General features: G+C 53.9%; 19 protein-coding genes. 4 read left to right on the top strand and 15 right to left on the bottom strand.

Going from position 1 to position 19103, the window contains the following annotated elements; genetic code table 11:
• Positions 1-165 precede the first annotated feature (165 nt).
• Positions 166-2091 (bottom strand): putative bifunctional diguanylate cyclase/phosphodiesterase, encoded by a 1926-nt coding sequence (locus AC07P6_RS10685; RefSeq protein WP_478316220.1) that lies wholly within the window; start codon positions 2089-2091, stop codon positions 166-168.
• A 10-nt stretch (positions 2092-2101) separates the two neighbouring features.
• Entirely contained in the window at positions 2102-2599 is a 498-nt protein-coding gene (locus AC07P6_RS10680) for a putative pterin-binding protein (RefSeq protein ID WP_110275423.1), read from the bottom strand.
• 301 nt (positions 2600-2900) lie between these two features.
• Here AC07P6_RS10680 and shiA point away from each other — a divergent pair, with 301 nt between their 5' ends.
• Entirely contained in the window at positions 2901-4226 is a 1326-nt protein-coding gene (shiA, locus tag AC07P6_RS10675; RefSeq protein ID WP_182239770.1) for a shikimate transporter, read from the top strand.
• 16 nt (positions 4227-4242) lie between these two features.
• A complete protein-coding gene (locus tag AC07P6_RS10670) occupies positions 4243-4986 on the top strand; it encodes a lipoyl protein ligase domain-containing protein (protein ID WP_478316218.1) in 744 nt (247 codons plus the stop codon).
• Here the strand turns inward: AC07P6_RS10670 and AC07P6_RS10665 are convergent.
• Positions 4979-5896, bottom strand: a complete 918-nt coding sequence (locus tag AC07P6_RS10665) for a LysR family transcriptional regulator (protein WP_478316217.1) — start codon at positions 5894-5896, stop codon at positions 4979-4981. The genes AC07P6_RS10670 and AC07P6_RS10665 overlap by 8 nt on opposite strands.
• 114 nt (positions 5897-6010) lie before the next feature.
• Here AC07P6_RS10665 and AC07P6_RS10660 point away from each other — a divergent pair, with 114 nt between their 5' ends.
• On the top strand, positions 6011-6400 hold the full coding sequence (locus AC07P6_RS10660) for a tautomerase family protein (protein WP_434662641.1): 390 nt from the start codon (positions 6011-6013) through the stop codon (positions 6398-6400).
• Here the strand turns inward: AC07P6_RS10660 and AC07P6_RS10655 are convergent.
• The 6 genes from AC07P6_RS10655 to AC07P6_RS10630 form a co-directional block, all read right to left on the bottom strand.
• Entirely contained in the window at positions 6397-7401 is a 1005-nt protein-coding gene (locus AC07P6_RS10655; protein ID WP_434662639.1) for a LacI family DNA-binding transcriptional regulator, read from the bottom strand. The two genes, AC07P6_RS10660 and AC07P6_RS10655, sit on opposite strands and share 4 nt — an antisense overlap.
• Before the next feature lie 123 nt (positions 7402-7524).
• Positions 7525-8466, bottom strand: a complete 942-nt coding sequence (locus tag AC07P6_RS10650) for a sugar phosphate isomerase/epimerase family protein (protein WP_181485696.1) — start codon at positions 8464-8466, stop codon at positions 7525-7527.
• The gene (locus tag AC07P6_RS10645; RefSeq protein ID WP_478316215.1) at positions 8463-8912 is read right to left on the bottom strand and encodes a PTS mannitol transporter subunit IIA; all 450 of its coding nucleotides are present in this window, start codon (positions 8910-8912) and stop codon (positions 8463-8465) included. The genes AC07P6_RS10650 and AC07P6_RS10645 overlap by 4 nt, the downstream gene beginning before the upstream one ends.
• Before the next feature lie 24 nt (positions 8913-8936).
• Positions 8937-9947 carry a Gfo/Idh/MocA family oxidoreductase gene (locus tag AC07P6_RS10640; RefSeq protein ID WP_475699890.1) on the bottom strand — a complete coding sequence of 337 codons (1011 nt, stop codon included), beginning with the start codon at positions 9945-9947 and terminating at the stop codon, positions 8937-8939.
• 21 nt (positions 9948-9968) lie between these two features.
• A complete protein-coding gene (locus AC07P6_RS10635) occupies positions 9969-11393 on the bottom strand; it encodes a sugar porter family MFS transporter (RefSeq protein WP_112216589.1) in 1425 nt (474 codons plus the stop codon).
• 380 nt (positions 11394-11773) lie between these two features.
• Positions 11774-12505, bottom strand: a complete 732-nt coding sequence (locus AC07P6_RS10630; protein WP_478316213.1) for an HPP family protein — start codon at positions 12503-12505, stop codon at positions 11774-11776.
• 311 nt (positions 12506-12816) lie between these two features.
• Here AC07P6_RS10630 and AC07P6_RS10625 point away from each other — a divergent pair, with 311 nt between their 5' ends.
• The gene (locus tag AC07P6_RS10625) at positions 12817-13926 is read left to right on the top strand and encodes an adenosylhomocysteinase (RefSeq protein WP_478316212.1); all 1110 of its coding nucleotides are present in this window, start codon (positions 12817-12819) and stop codon (positions 13924-13926) included.
• A 119-nt stretch (positions 13927-14045) separates the two neighbouring features.
• Here the strand turns inward: AC07P6_RS10625 and cobS are convergent, their stop codons facing one another.
• The 6 genes from cobS to AC07P6_RS10595 all read right to left on the bottom strand — a co-directional run bounded on the left by cobS (position 14046) and on the right by AC07P6_RS10595 (position 18960).
• A complete protein-coding gene (gene cobS / locus AC07P6_RS10620; protein WP_478316211.1) occupies positions 14046-14786 on the bottom strand; it encodes an adenosylcobinamide-GDP ribazoletransferase in 741 nt (246 codons plus the stop codon).
• 65 nt (positions 14787-14851) lie between these two features.
• A complete protein-coding gene (locus AC07P6_RS10615) occupies positions 14852-15064 on the bottom strand; it encodes a bifunctional adenosylcobinamide kinase/adenosylcobinamide-phosphate guanylyltransferase (RefSeq protein WP_478316210.1) in 213 nt (70 codons plus the stop codon).
• Positions 15065-15261: 197 nt separating this feature from the next.
• Positions 15262-15597, bottom strand: coding sequence for a DUF496 family protein (locus tag AC07P6_RS10610; RefSeq protein ID WP_110275437.1), 336 nt, complete (start codon positions 15595-15597; stop codon positions 15262-15264).
• 168 nt (positions 15598-15765) lie between these two features.
• On the bottom strand, positions 15766-16824 hold the full coding sequence (locus tag AC07P6_RS10605) for an FUSC family protein (protein ID WP_142514892.1): 1059 nt from the start codon (positions 16822-16824) through the stop codon (positions 15766-15768).
• Between the two features lie 98 nt (positions 16825-16922).
• The gene (gene sbmC / locus AC07P6_RS10600; RefSeq protein WP_478316208.1) at positions 16923-17396 is read right to left on the bottom strand and encodes a DNA gyrase inhibitor SbmC; all 474 of its coding nucleotides are present in this window, start codon (positions 17394-17396) and stop codon (positions 16923-16925) included.
• A gap of 127 nt (positions 17397-17523) precedes the next feature.
• Positions 17524-18960, bottom strand: a complete 1437-nt coding sequence (locus AC07P6_RS10595; RefSeq protein WP_478316207.1) for a capsule assembly Wzi family protein — start codon at positions 18958-18960, stop codon at positions 17524-17526.
• Positions 18961-19103 lie beyond the last annotated feature (143 nt).

Below are 19103 nucleotides of genomic sequence, written 5' to 3'. Positions count from 1 at the left end.
GGGAAAATATGTTGCATATCATATACCCCTTTGAGTCACTGAGGGGATTATTTTTTGGTAAACGTTGCACCTACCCCTATTTATACCCACCAGGAGTTAGATACTCACTAAAATAGATACGGGCGATTCTATAAAATCGAAATCACCCGCAAAAAGTAAGATAAGTTATTTATTCTCTGATGAGTTCAGCGGCCCTGGCTTACCAATTAAATATCCTTGCACCAGATCACATCCTAATTTCTGCAACGACTTCAGCTGCTCTTCTGTTTCAACGCCTTCGGCAACGATGCGCATATGCAAGCTTTTGCCCATGCTGATAATCAAGCGGACGATATCGAGATCATCTTTCTGACCCGGAATATTAATCACAAATGAACGATCGATTTTTATCTTATCAAAAGGGAAATAACTCAAGCGCGATAGCGATGAATACCCGGTACCAAAATCATCAATAGAAATTTGAACGCCCAGTTCGCGCAATTGGCTGAGGATCTCTAAGGAACGGGTGTTTTCGTTAAATACATCCGATTCGGTAATCTCCAGATCGAGGCGGTGCGGATCGAGCCCGGTACTTTTCAGTATCGAAATGACGGTATCGGTCAGCGAACTGTTAATAAGCTGAATGGGCGAAACGTTAACCGACACCTTGAGCGGCGATGACCAGCTGGCGGCCTCCCGGCAGGCGGTTCTGAGTACCCACTCGCCCAACGGGTTAATCAGGCCAATTTTCTCGGCTACCGGGATAAATTCGCTGGGCGGTACGCTACCGCGCAGCGGATGAAACCAACGGACCAGCGCTTCATAACCGTAGATTTCACCGTTAATCGTATCGGCAATGGGCTGGTAGTAAACCCTGAACTCACCTTTATCCAGCGCCTGCAGCAGATCGTCTTCAAAGGATTTATTCTCCTGCAAACGCTCAAGCATATCGGGACGGAATATCTGTACTTTGCCGGAACCCTCTTTTTTCGCTTCGTACAGCGCCAGATCGGCACACTTGTATAAATAATCGGTACGGCTCTCGCCATCAGAAATAACAATCCCGATGCAAGCGCCGATATGGATCAGCGAATCATAAATCTGATACGGCTGACTGATTTTTTCGCGAATGACATTCGCCCGCTCCAGCGCCATCTCCTCGCTTAAATCGTGCGAAACAAGCGCAAACTCATCGCCCCCCAACCGATACAGCGTCTCTGACGTTTTGCGAAAAAAGGAGAGACGGCTGGCTAAATCCTGCAGTAGCTTATCCCCGGCATCGTGGCCCTGGGTATCATTCACATCCTTAAAATTGTCGAGATCGAACAGCATCACCACCGCCGAGCCGTTATAGGGCCGGACCTGGTTAACTATCTCCTGCAACCGTTGCCAGAAAGAGAGTCGGTTGGGCATACCGGTCAGCGAATCATGATAGGCGTCGTACTGCAGCCGACGGTTCTGTACCTGCAGTTTCTCTTTTGATGTCTGCAGATCGTTGGCCAGTAATTTCATCCGCACATGAGCACGGCGCAGCGTATTATTTTGCCGCAGCATCAGCAGACCCAACGTGATACAGAGGGTAATCAACAGGATAGAAATGGCCGAATAGATATAATACAGGTTCTGTATTTTATCGTGGGTCAGATTAACAATATTGATGTCCTGAGCAAGCGAGGTTGACGCTATTGAGGTCATAGGTCCATCCAGCGTGCTCATTTCGCGCAGTAGCGGTTTTAACTGCGCGGTCGTCATGGTATCCAGTTGCTTATCCAACTGATTCAGGATACGTACCAGGCGGGCAACCGTTGCCTTACGCTGCGCATCTTTACCAATAAACTTACCCAGATCGCCCTGCTGTAGCAGCGCAATCTGGCTCATCATAATTTCCAGGCGCAGGCGCACCTCATCGCGATCGCTCCCCTCAACGCCCATCCCCATTGCACTCAGCCGCGCTTCAAGGCGCATGTATTCGGAGACTATTTGTGAGACTGACCACGAATCGGTGTAACGCGTTAATTTTTGCAGCTCACTTTGTCGCTCATGTACCAGATAGGTAATGTATCCGGTAACAATGAAAAGCGACAAAATAATGGCAGTGAGTATTCGATTCAAGATCAAACCCTTACTCAATTATAATCTTCGAAACCTGCCATGCTGAACGGGAATAATAGATTTGATTCTGCAATTCCGGGCTGCTGTCATAGGGATAAACAATAAATAAAGGCCCTTTATCGCGAATGCGCATATATTCGCCATTCATTTTTAAAGCCAAAATAACAGGGAATTTTTGAAAATCATCAAGCGGAACGATGGTGGTATAATCATTAAGCGCCAGCACCCTGGCTGACTTTCCTTTAGCACCGACTAAATCCATGAGTTTACTAAGGGAAACCCCGTCAAAGCGGACTTTCCCGGAATACCATGGCGTCGTGGTCACTGTCGTTTCCATACCCAGTTTTTCTAATGCTGCGACATCAAAAACGGCCGTATCGCCTTCATTCGTATTCCCAATCAGTCCGGAAATAGTTAAAACGGGTTTCCCCACAGGCATCGGCAGTTTTTCTGCAAAAGCGGAAGGCAAAACCATGACACAAAATAAAGCTGCAAAAAATAAACGCATTTAACTCACCATTCCGAAATTGGAGACATGTTAATTGTAAACCATTTGCGTGAATTCTTAAAAGATGTCCACATCGAGACTAAAAAATAAATTAAAGACAATAAGCCAACTCTGAAGCTCACATTCTGAGCGGCCAGGAAGACCGTTGTCCTTTCCTCTGTCCAGGCGCTATATGCCTTTCAGGACAAAGCCCAAGTAAAAATCTTTTCTCTTTTCCATCAGCGCGGTAGTCTCAATAGAACGCTAATCAGGAAAGCGTCTCATTCCAAAAATTATAAATTCAGCAACAGACAGGACAAGTATGGACTCAACGCTCATTTCTAATCGCCCCGGCAAGGAGGCAAACTCACTCAATCGCGCCCGCAGGGCGGCCTGGGGCAGCTTCGCCGGGGCCGTGGTCGACTGGTACGATTTTCTCCTCTATGGCATTACCGCCGCGCTGGTTTTTAACCGGGAGTTCTTTCCGCAGGTCAGCCCGGCGATGGGCACCCTGGCCGCCTTCGCCACTTTCGGCGTAGGCTTCCTCTTCCGCCCGCTCGGCGGAATTATCTTCGGCCACTTCGGCGATCGCCTTGGGCGCAAGCGTATGCTGATGATGACCGTCTGGATGATGGGGATCGCCACCGCCTGCATCGGCCTGCTACCTTCGTTCAATCAGATTGGCTGGTGGGCACCAGCTCTGCTGGTTCTGCTGCGTGCCGTGCAGGGTTTTGCGGTAGGCGGTGAATGGGGCGGCGCGGCGCTGCTGGCGGTAGAAAGTGCGCCAAAAAATAAAAAAGCGTTCTACAGCAGTGGCGTGCAGGTGGGCTACGGCGTCGGCCTGCTGCTCTCTACCGGCCTGGTGTCGCTGATAAGCTCTTGCACTACTGATGAACAGTTCCTGAGCTGGGGCTGGCGTCTGCCGTTCTTGTTTAGCGTGGTGCTGGTGCTGGCGGCGCTGTGGATCCGTAACGGCATGGCAGAATCGGCTGAATTCGAACAGCAGCAGCGTGATCAGCAGAGCCAACCGAAGAAAAAGCGTCTGCCGGTGGTAGAAGCTCTGCTCCGCCATCCGGGCGCTTTTTTAATGATCATCGGTCTGCGCCTGTGCGAACTGCTGACGATGTACATCGTCACCGCCTTCGCACTGAACTACTCCACGCAGAATCTCGGCCTGCCGCGCGAACTGTTCCTTAATATCGGCCTGCTCGTCGGCGCCATAAGCTGCTTGACCATTCCCTGCTTCGCATGGCTGGCGGACCGCTTCGGGCGACGTCGGGTGTACATCACCGGAGCGCTAATCGGTACGCTTAGCGGTTTCCCATTTTTTATGGCGCTCGAAAGCCAGTCCTATTTCTGGATCCTGTTCTTCGCGCTGATGCTGGCGAACATCGCCCACGATATGGTGGTTTGCGTTCAGCAGCCGATGTTTACCGAGATGTTTGGCGCCAGCTACCGCTATAGCGGAGCCGGGGTGGGATATCAGGTCGCCAGCGTGGTTGGCGGCGGCTTTACACCGTTTATCGCCGCCGCGCTGGTCACCTTCTCAGGGGGGTCATGGCATAGCGTCGCTATCTATTTGACCGCAGGCTGCCTGCTCTCCGCCCTGACGGCGATGTTGATGAAGCCCAGTCGCCACGCTGAATAGTCTTTAAGGAGACAAAATGACTCAGGACTATCGCGGCGAGGCATGCTGGCCGACGCGTTTTAATCATCAGCTTCTTCCGATTCAATATTGCCCCGACCCGACGCTGGCGGAGCAGCCGCTGTTTGATCGGGCTATTAACGGGGAAGCCGTCGCTCAGCTCTGGCAGGCTCCGCAGGGGTTTGTGGTCCCCGGAAGCTACCGAAAATTCACGGAACTGGCGGCGGTAAGTGAGCAGTTTGCCCACCAGGGTTGGCCGGTCTGGCTACGCCGCTCCGGCGGCGGGCTGGTGCCGCAGGGGCCGGGGATTATCAATCTCAGCCTCGCCTGGCCGGTTTACCAACCGCTGGGCGACGCGGCAGAGCCGATTTATCTGTTCCTCTGCGGCCTGCTTCAGCGCACGCTGGCAACTTTTAACGTCGCCAGCCACTTCCAGGCGGTGAGCGGTTCGTTTTGCGATGGTCGCTACAATCTGGCCTGCGGTGAAGGCGAGCAGGTGCGTAAAATCGCCGGTACGGCCCAGTACTGGCGACCAATGGCTGGGGGCAAAGGCCACGTGGTCCTCGCTCACGCGGTGATATTGCTGGACGCCGATCTCCATGCAGCGCATCAGGCGGCGAATGCCTTTGAAGCGCATCTGGGCAGCGGTCGAATCTACCGCACCGATAAAACCGTGGCCCTGGCGGAGCTTATCCCTGAAGAGGCTGATTTGCTCCCCCGCTTTCGCGAGGCGCTGGTGCAAGTACTGCAAAACATCAGCTAAAAGTGGTCTTCAGATAGCGGCTAAAGGTCTCTACCGCCCGCGATACCCGCGGCGTGTAGGGGCGAATGACGTAAAGATTTTCCGCAAACACATCCACCGGCTGCCAGCCCGGCAACAGTTCCTGTACCAACCCACGGCCAATCGCCTCTCTGGCGCTAAAATCCGGCAGTAATGCAATTCCCAGCCCAGCCAGCACCGCATCGCGCAGGGATTCACTGTTGTTGGTCGAAAACGGCCCCTGCACTTTCACGCTGACTCGTTCATTGCCGCATTCGAAGGTCCAGTGCGGGCTTTGCGGCCCACGCGGATAGGTCAGGCAGTGATGCTGACGCAGCGCGTCTGGCGAGTCGGGGCGACCAAAGCGGCGAATATAACCCGCCGAGGCAACAACCAGGGTTGCCGTCCGACAGAGTGGCCAGGCCACATGGGTCTGTGGCAGCAGTTCGCGACGGCAGTGGCGAATGGCAAGATCGAATCCTTCGCTAGCCAGCGACACCAGCCGGTCGGTGACTTCCAGTTGAAGATGAAGCTGCGGATGCTGGTGCAAAAAGGGCGTGATAGCCGGGACCAGCTGCTGGCGCGAAAAGGCCACCGGTGCGGTTAGCCGCAGCGTTCCGCGCAGTGGCCCGCCTTCATCATCGCAGGTGCCGGTGAAGATCTCGCGGATCTGCCCAAAAGGCTCGTTAAGCTCCGCCACCAGCCGCAACCCATCTTCGCTTAACGTGACGCTGCGAGTGGTTCGGTGCACCAGCGCCTTGCCGGTCACTCGCTCCAGTTCGCTGATCTTCTGGCTAATGGCGGACTTACTCACCGCCAGCTTTTCAGCCGCACGGGTGTAGCTTTTTTGCTCCTCCAGTACCGTTAGCCAGTACAGGTGAGTCCAGTATATTTCCGGGCGGATTTCGTTCATGTCGATTGTTCACGTAGGAAAACAATGAGTTCAAATATAGCGGTTTTTGCCCGCATCAGCATGGTTTAGCATCACATTCATCGCTCGTTAATCCAACAATAAGGACCACCTGCCATGCCGTTACTAACGTTTGATATTATTGAAGGCCGTAGTGAAAGCGAGATCAAAACCCTGCTGGATGCGGCTCACCGCGCCGTGGTGCAGGCATTCAAAGTACCCGAGCGCGACCGTTACCAGATTGTTCACGAAAACAAAGCTCACCATATGGTGATTGAAGATACCGGACTGGAACTAACGCGCAGCAAAGAGGTGGTCGTGGTGAGAGTTTATACCAGCCCGCGCAGCGAACAGCAGAAGCAGCTTTTCTATGCCACTCTGCAAACTCAATTGCAGGAGCACTGCGGGCTGAGCGGCGATGACCTGATGATCTCGGTGATAAGCAACCACAAAGGCGACTGGAGTTTTGGCCGCGGCGTCGCACAGTATATGACCGGCGAGCTTTAGCCCTGGTGGCGATGAGACTGGCGCACGATCAGTTCCCCGGTGCGCCACGCCGCCGGCAAGCCTTCAGTTGCGTCGATCAGTCGATTCAGTGCCTCTTCAACCAGCCGCTCGCGCCGTTGATCGTAAGTGGTCAGCTGCCACTCCGGCGCTGCCGCTTCGTCGATATTATCGAAACCGACAATACTCATGGTTAAATCCCGCTCGCGCAGCGCCTGCAGCGCGCCAATGGCCAGAATATCGTTTTCGCAGAACAGAGCATCGACTCGCTCGGCTTCAGGCGTAGCGTCAAGATAGTCGCTCATCGCAGCATATCCCCGGGTGCGCAGATACTGCCCGGCCACCAGCAACGTATCAAGTCGACAACCGCCCTTCTCCAGCGCCGCCTGATACCCTTCCATTCGCAGTAAATGATGCGACGGGGTGTCAGGCCCTTTCATATAACCAAATGTACGATGCCCCTGCCCCAGCAGCAGTTCAGCGATCTGCTTGCCAGCAAGCCAGCCGTCGATATTCACCACCTGGATTTCCGGATTCTCGGTATTACGACCAATCTGCACCAGCGGTACCCGGTGAATTTCAGTGGCGATCGCAATAAGCTCCGGCGTCAGTACCGTTGCCATAAACAGAATGCCATCGACCTGGAGCTGGTAAGCCAGCGCCATCGCCGTGCGGTTGCTTTCCTGATCGGCAACGTTAATTACCAATGCCATATAGCCGCGATTTTGTAGCTGGCGAGTCACTTCATTGAGCAACAGCACCATATTGGGATTGCGCAGCTCGTCTACCGCCACGCCGATGATGTGGGTTTGCTTTTGCGTCAGGCTGCGCGCCAGCAAATTAGGCCGATACCCCAGGGTATTGGCGGCCTTCATGACATCTTCTCGCGTTTTCGCCTGGATAGATGCCCCGGGAGTAAACGCCCGGGAAACGGTCCATTTTGAGACGCCCGCCAGTAACGCAACATCGCTGGCGGTCGCTTTTTGTCGTTTAGAGGCGCTCATTCTCGGTTTTAACGTTCCTGATGATTAACATCCAATAGAACGTAAAATACAGCAAGATAGAATCCGCTCAACAAAAAACGCACCGCGTTCTCCCGCCCCCCGGTGGAAGAACGCGGCCCGTTATCACTGACTTAAGGTTGCGTTAAGAGCATCAATCGACGTCCGTAGCCCCGCTTCAACGCTCATCGTCAGGTCCTCCATCTCCAGCGATACATAACCGTTGTAACCAGTCATGCGCAGCACTGAGAAGAACTCTTTCCACCACTTCAAATCCTGTCCGCAGCCAACCGCCACGTAGTTCCAGGTCCGGGTTTTGGTTTCAGTCACCGGCTGATACTCCAGCAGTCCATCAACGTCCGCCAGCCCGCGCTCAATACGCGCATCTTTACCGTGAACGTGATATATCACTCCTTCCAGCTTCCGGGCAGCGGCAATGGGCTCAGCCCCCATGGCAATCAGGTGCGACGGGTCGAGGTTCATGCCGATGATGTCACCCACCGCATCGCGCAGGCGAAGCAACGTGCTCGGGTTGTACACCAGTTGGCTGGGGAACTCTTCGAGGGCAATCTGTTCGATCCCGTGTTCAGCCGCATGGCGGGCAAAAGCCTGCCACCACGGTATCGCCACCTCGTTCCACTGGTAATCAATCACCCCTGGCATATAGTCGGGCCAGGAAACCGTTGAGGTTATCCAGTTAGGGATTTTGTCATCCGGGCCGCCGCCGGGCAGACCGCTCATCATGACGATTTTTTTCACGCCGAGCTTCGCCGCCAGCTCAACTGTGCGGTAGCTGCTGGCGGTATGCTTTTCGCCCAGCGCACCGGGTGCCAGCGGATTACCCGAACAGTTCAGGGCAACGATTTCCATGCCGCGTTTTTCCAGTTCCCCGCAAAACGCAGCGAGCTTCGCTGGGGAAGCCAGCAGCTCTTCGGTTTTCACATGCGGGCAAGGCGACCATCCGCCTGCGGTCATCTCTACGCCGTTAATGCCATACTGCTTAACGCGGTCGAGCATTTCAGGGAAAGCCAGGTCGGCGAGAACATCAGTACAGAGTGCCAGTTTCATATTCTATCCTTCTTAAATGAATGACCTTCGAGGATCTGCATAAACGCGTCTTTGCTGTCAGCGCTGGCGAGCAGCGTCGTTTTCACTTCGTCATCAAGCAGGTCTGCCAGATCCGCGATAACATCAATGTGTTCATTATTTTTTGCCGCCACGGCGACCACCAAGAAAGCCACTCTGCCTTCCCCCCAGCCCACGCCATCCGGAAACTGAAACAGTTGGAAGCCAGTTTGCCGCACCAAATCAATGCCCTCTTTGCTGCAATGAGGCATCGCCACGCCCGCCCCGAGCCAGGTAGAGAGTGCCTTTTCGCGATCTACCATCGATTCAAAAAAACCGTCGCTGACGTAACCGCTGGCCTGAAGGGAACCCGCAGCAATGCGCAGCGCCTTCTTCTTTGAATTCGCCCGGCAGCCAATAAAAATATCTTCTTGTTTGAGGGTTAACATGCGCCTCTCCCGTACGTTAAAGGGTTAGCGATACAGCGCCGGGCATTCCGGCAGAGAGACGGCATGCTTCTCGCCATCCTTCAGCGAAGCCAGCCCGGCATCACACACCATCGCCACGACAAACCCATCCCACGAAGATGGCCCGGTCATTTCACTGCCTTCATTCACGCGATCAACAAAGTTCTGCACTTCACGATCGTAGGCAGTGGCGAAACGTTCCATGCAGGTCTGCGGGATCGCCCGGCTGTAGCCTTTCGTTGAACGAGTGGTGGTGAGCGCCTGCTCGGTCAGCGCGCTGATGGCGTTTTCACCGATCACTTCACAACGGATGTCGTAGCCGTAATCACAGTTCACAAACAGTTCATCATCGATGCGCACGCCGGATTCGGTTTCAAAAATCACGATCAGCGGATCCTGCAGGTGCGCACAGGCTCTGCGGGTCTTCTTACGCGGTTTGTCGACGCGCACCGACACGATATTTTCGTCGAGCAGATAGCGAATAATGTCTATTTCGTGGGTCGCGGAATCGTTAATCGCCATTTCCAGGGTGTAGCTTTCCGGGACCGAGGCGTTGCGGTGGGCGCAATGAATCAACAGAATTTCGCCCAGTTCACCACCGTCCAAGGTGGCTTTAAGCTGGTTGTACCCGGGGTCGAAGCGACGCATAAACCCCAGCTGTAACATGCGTTTGCCGCACGCCACTTCAGCATCAATAATCGCCCTCGCTTCATCAGCGGTTGGGGTCAGCGGTTTTTCGCAAAATACCGGCTTGCCCGCTTTAATCGCTGCCAATATTTGCTCTTTGTGAACCGGGCCAATCGAGCAAATAAAAACGGCATCTACGTCGTCTGATTGAATCATCTCCACCGCATCGTAATAAGCCTGCGCGCCATATTCACGAGCTATGGAGTCGGTCACGTTGTGATTAATATCGCAAACAGCGCTGACTCTGGCGTTCTGAATAACCGACTGGAAACGCTGTAAATGGTCGCGCCCAATCATGCCCAAACCAATTAAACCGATATTGACTGTCATATGTTCCTCCACATTTCTAAATCAGAATCTGAATTTTTGTTCAATTTGCTCAAGGGTTAATCCGCGGGTTTCCGGAAGATATTTCACCAGCAGAATCAACATAATGACGTTGGTACCGGCGAAGAAACCGAAGGTCATTCCACCGCCATAGTTGTTAAGTAAAATCGGGAACACGGACTGGATGATGAAGTCAAAAATCCATAGCCCGAATACCGCAAAGCCCATTCCCAGGCCGCGCATCCGCAGCGGGTAAATTTCCGCGAGCATTAGCCAGAACACCGGGGCAATCCACCCCTGCATAAAGGTGAGGAACACCAGCATCAGGGCGAGAATGATGTAGCTGGCGCCGGCAAAGTTGGCCTGCAGCCCGCTAACGCCATCAACGGTTTCCATGTGGAAGAAGAGTTTGAAAGAGAGGCCGATCAGCACCAGGCTTAACGTGACGCCTATCTGCCCGGTGAAGAACATTTTCCGCCGCGAGTGTCTGCCAATCAGCAGCATCCCTAATAGAGTCGCGAGGATAGAAACCACGCCGTTGGCCACCGCGCCGGTCACCGCCGCCGCATCGCCGAGACCGGTGGATTTCAGCACCGTCGGGGCGTAGTACATGATGGTATTAACCCCGGTGACCCGCGTCGCCAGCACAATCATTAAGCCAATTAAAATCAGCTGTAGCACCCATTTCTTTTTCAGTTCGTCGATAAACCGACCATGGATAGCGCCAGCCTGGCTTACCTGCTGAATATCGCGGATCTCCTGCTCCACTTCTTCCGGACGGCGAATCGTTTTCAACACCGCAACCGCTTTGTCGATTTGCCCCTTACGCACAAAGAAACGTGGAGACTCCGGCATCACCAGCATGCCGATCCACAGCAGCGCACCGGGCAGCGCCGGGATTGCCAGCATCAAGCGCCAGTTGTGTGACATATCGGGATAGAAATTGACGATGGCGGCGTTGACCGAATAGGCGAGAAACTGCCCGGTGACGATCATCAGCTCGTTGACCGTGACCAGCCGTTCGCGCTGCGAGGGCCTCGCCAGTTCGGAGATATAAATCGGCACCGTCACCGACGCGCAGCCCACCGCCAGGCCAAGGATAAAGCGGGCGATAATCATCGACGACATATCCCACGCTACGGCGGTACCGAGCGCGCCGAAGATAAAGATAATCGCCACCCAAAGGATATTTTTCCGCCTGCCCTGCCGGTCCGACAGCCAACCGCCACCAACGGAGCCGATTGCAGCGCCGAATAATAAGAATGATGTCACCAGCCCTTCCTGCAACGGGCTGAGGCCAAGGTCGTTCTTCATAAAAATCAGTGCGCCGGAAATAACCCCGGTGTCATAGCCAAAGCACAAACCGCCGATGGTGGAGACGAGGGTTATTAATCTGATTTTCTTATCATTATCTGTTTTACGACTTTCAGTTATCACATGATCGGTCATTTTGTTGTCCTGTCAGGGATGAGCGTTCTATCGTTTTGTTTTTATGAATAAAAAGATCACATTGCCAATGCAGAGACAGCAGGTTCTGGCATCGGAAATCAGTTGCAAACTTTTTTGCACCCGGGTGCATAATTTAACAACTTGTTATACGCTTACGAATTAAAAAATCCATATAAATTTATTTTGGAATTTTCATTTCGTTAAGGGCGTCAACTTTTTGCTCATCAAATGGACGATTTTCTCGATCGCAATCACGATCCAGAGAGTTTTGTACGTACGGGGCGTGAAGAATTGCCTGACTCGGCTATTGGTCGGGAGGAAGTACAATAAAAAAGGGAACGCGAGGTAAATTCACGTTCCCCCGGTAGCAGGAAAGAAAATCAGGATCGTTGCGTGCTGGCGATCCGCAGCCTGGCTTTCTGCTCGATATTTTCCAGCAGTTCCTGCACGTCATCTTCATCAATATCGAGAAACTGACCGTCGAGCAGCGCCGCGTGGATATCGTCACGCGTCACAGCGATGCCCAGCGGCACCGATTTCGCCTTCACTTCTTCCGCCGCCAGCGGGTGCGGATAGCGGCGTCCAACCAGATTATTGAAGACAATGGCCAGCAGCGCCAGCATTAAGGAGTTGAGTAATACCGGAGTTAAAACAAAGTGATAGCCTTCACTCTGCACACCAGCGCCGCCAAGGATCGCGGTTAACGCCACCGCCCCGCCCGGCGGATGCAGGCAACGCAGGAAATACATTCCGGCGATCGCCATCCCTGCCGCCACACCGCAAGCCAGCGCGAGATCGGGGACCAGTATCCCCACCGTCACCCCGATGAGCGCCGATAATACGTTGCCGCCGACAATCGACCACGGTTGGGCTAGCGGACTGCTCGGCACGCCAAACAACAACACCGCCGATGCGCCCATTGGCGCGATAAACCAGAGATTGACTTCGCCCAGCAACCAGTGGCTGAACATGCTGGTTACCGCCAGCCCCGTCCCGGCACCGTTCGACGCCAAAACAATGTGTTTTCTGGCGACCGGCAAAGCATGTGGTTTCAAACGGCCAAGGAAGATGCGGATCCGTGAAAAGAACGATCCGGGTAAAACGCTTAACATCGTACAACTCGCTTACGTCATAATAAGAACTTATGTTTCATTTTCTTTTTTTAACCATAATTTAACAACCATGTCTTTATCGTGGCTTTACAGTATTCATTTTGTGAATATAAAAAATTTACACGCTACGTTAAAATCACTCTCCCCGTCGGGATATATACCCTAAATAATTCAAGTTGCAGGAAGGCGGCAACGCAGTGAGTCCCCAAGAGCTTACTCTAGTAAGTGACTGGGGTGAGCGAGGAAGCCAACGCACATGCAACTTAAAGTATGACGGATATACCCACTCTATGGATTGAAGGTCAACCACATTGAATAACAAAACAAATTTAGAGAAAGAAGTGGCATGGGCCAGTCAGAATATGCCGCGCACCGTGCGCCAGGTTGCCGCCCTGCCCGATCTCAGCCAGGTCCGCCTGGCCTGCTGCATGCATCTTGATATGAAAATGATCCCGCTGGTACAGGGGATCCTGGAGAAAGGCGCGAAGGTTTTCCTCACCACCTGTAACCCAACGACGGTGCAAGATGACGTTGTCGCCTGGTTGGTGGAACGCGGCGCAGAAGCCTGTGCATGGCGCGATATGAGCGATGCCGACTGGCAGCAATCCTGGGAAAAAGCGATTGCATGGCAGCCGACGCATCTGTGTGAAATGGGCGCGGATATTACCACGCTGCTGCATCAGCGCGGCGAGTTCGGCAACATCGTGGCTGGGCTTGAAGCGACGGGTTCCGGCGTCAGTCGTTTGGGCGATATCCGTCCCGGCTATCCGATTTTTAACTGGGATGATTTACCGGTTAAAGAGGGGCTGCACAACCGCCATATGGTCGGTTTGACCGCCTGGCACACCTTCTTCCAGACCACCCATCTCACCCTGCATGAGAAAAAAGTACTGGTGATCGGTTATGGTCTGGTTGGTCAGGGCGTAGCGGCGGCAGCAAAAGCCTTCGGCGGCCAGGTGATGGTGGCGGAAATCGATCCGGCCCGTCGACTCCAGGCGGCCTACGACGGCTGGCACGTGGTTGAATTGCAGGAAGCGATTGCCTCAGCAGACGTCGTTGCCACGGCGACCGGTGGTAAAAAAGTGGTCAATAGACAGGCGCTGGATAAGGCCAAAAATGGCGTGTTTATCCTTAACGTCGGCCACGTGGCGGAAGAGATTGACTGCGAGTACCTGCGCCAGTTCAGCCATGAAGAGGTGATGCCGTATATCAACGCCTATCGGATGGGCGATAAAACCGTGTATCTGATGGCTAATGGTTCAATGCTCAACCTGACCGCTGGTTTTGGCGATAGCCTGAACGCCTTCGACGTCACCCTGGCGGTGATGACCAGCGGCATTCAGCATATCGTGACCGACGGAATGAACGCGCCAGCGGACGTTTATCTGCTACCGCAGAGCGTGTGGCAAAAAGCGCTGTAGGCGTATGCGCTGAATAATTTCCCGGAGGCGGCGCGATGCGCGTGTCCGGGCTACCCAGCATGCAGACTGTACTACCCGTAGCCCGGTCATACACAGCGCCACCGGGAAGAAAGCAATTCCTATAGCAGCGCCAGCAGAAATATCACTTCCCCCAGCTCAATCGCTGCGCCTAATGTATCGCCTGTTTGCCCACCCAGGGTACGCTTCAGCGCCTGACCCAACGCCCAGACCAGCACCACCGTGATGAGTGCCGCTCGCAAACCGTTGACTCCGAGCAGCAGCGTCGCCAGCACCAGAGCTATCCCCATGGTAATCAGCGTCTGACGCAGCGTAATCTTGCCGATAAACAGATTACCCAACCCCTCCTCGCGGGCGTAGCGCTGGCGATACATCAGCAGCACCGCCATCCCGCGACCCACGGTGCAGGCGGCCGCCAGCGCAGCAATTGCCGACGTCCCGCGTAGCGCGACTTCGCTCACCACCAGCACCTTAGCGACCAGCACGAAGATCAGCGCCAGACCCCCATGGGTTCCTAGCCGACTGTCGCGCATGATTTCCAGCATCCGCTCACGGCGACGGGCGGAAAAGATGCCATCGCAGGTATCCGCCAGACCATCAAGATGAAAACCGCCAGTCAACAGCGCCAGCGCCAGCACGCCGAGCAGCGCGGCAAGCGGGCCACCGCACCACGGCTGGAGTAGCATCACCACCGCGCCGCCGATAGCCCCCAGCAAAAGCCCGACGAATGGAAACGTGACGATACTGCGTTGATATTGTTCTATCTCCAGCCCCTGGGACAAACGCGCCGGGACCGGCAGGCGGCTGATAAACGATAATGCGGCAAAAAAAGACTTAATCATTGAAGTGAGACTCCTGTCGATAAAACCCACGGTCAGCGGTGATTTATCGCCGACCGCTACCCGATTTATCCGCGTAGCAATGTTGCAAAAAATGCCTGACATCCATCTTCCAGACGCCAGTGAGCCAGCCGGGTATCACGGTGGTGTTGGATGCGAGCGGTTACTTGATTGTCGGAAATCCAGGAGGTGATGATGTAGGCAGCCGAAACGAAGGTGTTGAGTATAGATTCGGCATCACGGCATTGGTCGCTATGCGCGCCACCGGCAATCAGTATCATCGCGGCGGCACCTGTTGCAGGGACAGCATGAGATAAACCCTTCCGATATCAATATGTTTACGGCGGGAGTATACCAAATTATAGGGGGTTGGATCAGCGTTGCGCGGGCTGTTTTGCTGAGGATTTGAGAGATAACGCAGATTTGGTGAAAGATGACCCCGGCGGCGAGAACCGCCACCGGAGTGCTAAACCGGGGATTACTCGCCCGCTTTCTCTTCGACTTTCGCTTCGCCCATCACTTTCAGCTTTTTAGAGATATCGCGACGTTCTTTAGAGATCTCAGCATTTTTGATGATGTAATCGTCAACGCGATCTTCGTAATCGCTTTTCATGCTGGCAATGATGCCCTGAATAGCTTCAACGCTCATGCCCGGCTTGATGTAGTCGCTGAGGTTGTCCAGCAGCAGTACGCGCTTCTGGTTATCACGGATCTTTTTCTCAACGTCCTGAATTTCACGCTGCAGCTTGTTCTTACGACGGTACAGGCGAACAAACTCCAGTACGTCCTGGAAAGAAGGCTTAATTGTTTCCATTTTTACACCCCTAATATTTGAGATTCGGATTCGCTAAAGCGACTGCTACATAGGGCTAACATAACTGTTAGCAGCCGCTGATGACAATGTTTTTTCCTTTGCTCTAATCATAACCCTAAACGCTGCTGAATCGAAGCAACCGATGGGCAAACCGCGCGTATCTGGTCTTTATTTACGCAACGCCCGGCAGATTAAATGCGACAGCAGTTCAAGCTGGCGCGCCAGCTCTATGGTTAACCAGACATAACCATGAATCGGCGTTTCGGAGAAATTCTCATCCTGCTGCTCTTTGATAAGCAGACGCAGCTCGGCAACGATTTCATTCAGCTTTTCATTATTGGCGAGAATTGGCTGCGGGTTACCTTCGTAGAGTGCATGAGCGATGGTCAGCAGCGTTTGCTGAGTCATTTGCTGGGTTTCACGCAGCGTATGGGCATTAAGCATCACGAAGTGACCGGGCCTTGAGGCCCAGTAAGCATTGATTTGCAGCTCCAGCATACAGACCAGATTGCGGCTGACGGTCTGGATCGCTTCGAAGATGGATTTCTGGATGTGCGTCTCTTTGCTGGCCGGGGTAATCAAACCACGCATTTTCACCACGTCGTTGAGCACTTTTTGCAGATGTTTTTCCAGACGCGGACGTTCAACAAGATTCGGCGAAAAGCCCGCCTGATAGAGCCGGTTAAAAGTGGTGACGTAGCTGGCCATCTGGATACGCCAGTGCAGAAACGCCCGCTGCGGCCAGATACCGGTAAACAGCATCGCCAGCAGGGAACCAAAGATAACGTCGCCACTTCGCCACAACGCAGTATTCATGTCTCCCGGCGGCGCACCGACAACCACCGCCAGCGTAATGCCAATCAGCAGCGCCTGATAGGGCTTTTTGCCCAATGCCAACCAGCCACAGAGGAACATTGCCGCCGCGCACCACAGCAGCATAATGGGCAGCGAGATAAGCTCCAGCTTGAGCGCCACCAGCCCGAGAGCCGAACCAAGAATGGTGCCGCCGATGCGCTGAAACGCACGCGGCACCACGTTTCCCCAAAAGGAGATGGGCCCCATCACCACCACAAGGGTGATGAGTGGCCAGGTCCCTTCCGGAACCTTAAGCAAGCGCACCAGCAGAAAGGTGAGCACAAAGGCCAATGCTATTCGCACACCATGGACTATGCGGTAATGGCGATACAGCCGAATTTCAAATGGCTTAAGTGATTTATCCGCGCGCACAACCGACTCCGACACAACGAAAACGCCAATTGTAACTGCTTTTTCGCCGCAAGCATCACGCGAATGTAAGAAACCTTGTCCACTGAGGGGACAAAGCCTTATTTCACCGAGGGCTCGACCGCAATGTACATCTCGATATCCCAGTAGCCATCCTTATCACCGTCGTTAAGATAGACTTCAAAGCAGGGATCCATCGTCATTTGATACTCTTTGCTTTGCATCAGGCTGTCGAAGAACTGACACCACGGCGTCTTAAAATCAAAATTTTCGACTCTGGCGCGGGCGACGGCATAATCTCCGGCGGCGATTTCGGTCATCATCACACCTTCGCTGTTAGCGGGGAGCTCGTAGTCTTCCGCCACCGTGACGGCAGTATCGCAGCGCAGTTCTTCCGCCGGGACTTCATCAGGGTTGTCGTAATAGACAGCGACCCACTCCTGTGCCGGAACCTGGCTGTTATCAACCCACATCATCAGCTGTTCAAAGCCCTGTTTTACCGTCTGCTCCCAGGGACCGACCAGATGAAACCCGGCGATCTTTCTTTTGCCCACGGATTTAACGTTATAGTCCATGCTACCTCCATCGTTGATAAAGTACTGTATGAATATACATACAATCTAACAGTACTATCACCCATAGTATGTGCGGTAATTCACAAAAATCGCGTGTGAAAAAGCCTAAAAAACAGCCGCCATTCGATTACAAACTGAACGGCAGTTCGAGACCGATACTGGCCCCAAGGTCATCGCTGGCGCTATGGTTAGCATCGGTGTACCACACGGAGGTACTCAGGCGTACCGTCGGCATGACATCACCGCTCCAGCCCAACTGCACGCCTTTGAGCGTGTCGGCGTGCGGGAAGGCTTTGTTGATCCGTTGATTCTTCGGATTCACCTCGGCGTACACCAGACGCGCACTCCAGCGCTGGTTCTCTTCGGTCACCAGCTCCACCTTCCCGGCATACAAGCGTCCGTCGCCCCCCATTGCATCACCCAGCGGATATCCCTGCTGGTAGTAGCCATCTTTGTAGATAAAGTGGTTATAGATATAGTTGGTGCGTCCCATATTCGAACGGGTATCGTGGGCTTCCAGGTACCAGTTAACCGCGTTGCTGTTCCATTGATGATGCCCTTCCACGCCGCCAAGATAGAGGTGCGCAGAGGGTAAATACCCGGCTTCATCTTCGCCGATCATCTGACCGTAAACGCTCACCGGCCAGCCCAGCGTTGGCGCCAGCTTCAGTTTGAAATCAAAACCGGCCAGCTGGTTGCCTGGATCGTCGGCTGATTCGCCAGTGTTGTCATTGCCGGTCAGGCCGTCCCAGAAGCTGCTAAACGAGGAAGGACGCCCTTCTCCACCCCACTGCATAATGCGCGAAGCCCCCAGCTCCAGCGAGTTAAACGGCGAAAACGTCAAACGACCGCCGAAGATTTTGGTATGCGGAACGGCAGCATACTGGCTCATTTGGCTGGCAGAGAGTTGATACTGCCATGGGCCAATCCAGCTTAGCCATGACGTCTGCGGCGCGCTCTGCTCGGCACGCTGTAGCAGAAAACCGGTCATCGGTCGCGCAGCATCGGAACGAATCAGGCTGCCCTCATAACCCGGCCCCCACCACTGTGGGATCTGCCCGAACGCCAGCCACTGGTTCCACAACTTTACCGCGCCGTATGCGCCATTAGCGTTAACGTTTGAACCGTTGCTAATGCGCTTGTCCCCTTCAACGTTGCCCTGTAAGTGCAGGTCCCACCATTCGCCGCTGTTATTCAGCGCGATAGAGAGCGACTGGTCAGCGGGATAAGACTGGGCGAAGCCCTGCGGCGTTCCTGGTTTGTCAATGGAGCTGTAGCCGGTAAGGCGCACGTCGGCCTTTAGCGATCTTAATCGCTGATTCACCCGACTCAGCACCACCCGCTCTGCGGATGTTGTCGGATGGGCATTCGCCAGCGCACGGTTAATCTCCTCCTCGCTCAGGGGCCAGGTCGACAAACTTAAAGAGAGGGTTCCACGATCGGATAACCAGGCTAAATCATTGCGGAATTCGTTATCGGCCAGAACCAGGCCAGAGGCAAAGCAAGAGGTGCTAAAAACGGCGAACAATCCCAGAGAAAGCGCACTACGCGCAAAATATTTCATCTTCCCAGCTCCGTGTTTGGCGCAGAAGCGCCAGGTTATTTCCTGAACGGTGACCGGGTAAGGTAATGGATTGAAACTAAACGAAGCGCCAACCAAAGTGGCATAATAATCAAACAGCTACGAGGTGCCGCTCCAGAACGGAG

This window comes from Klebsiella sp. GFKo11 (genome assembly GCF_056490265.1).
The sequence above is the reverse complement of the archived record's forward strand: the minus strand, read 5'-3'. Positions and strand labels throughout refer to the sequence as shown.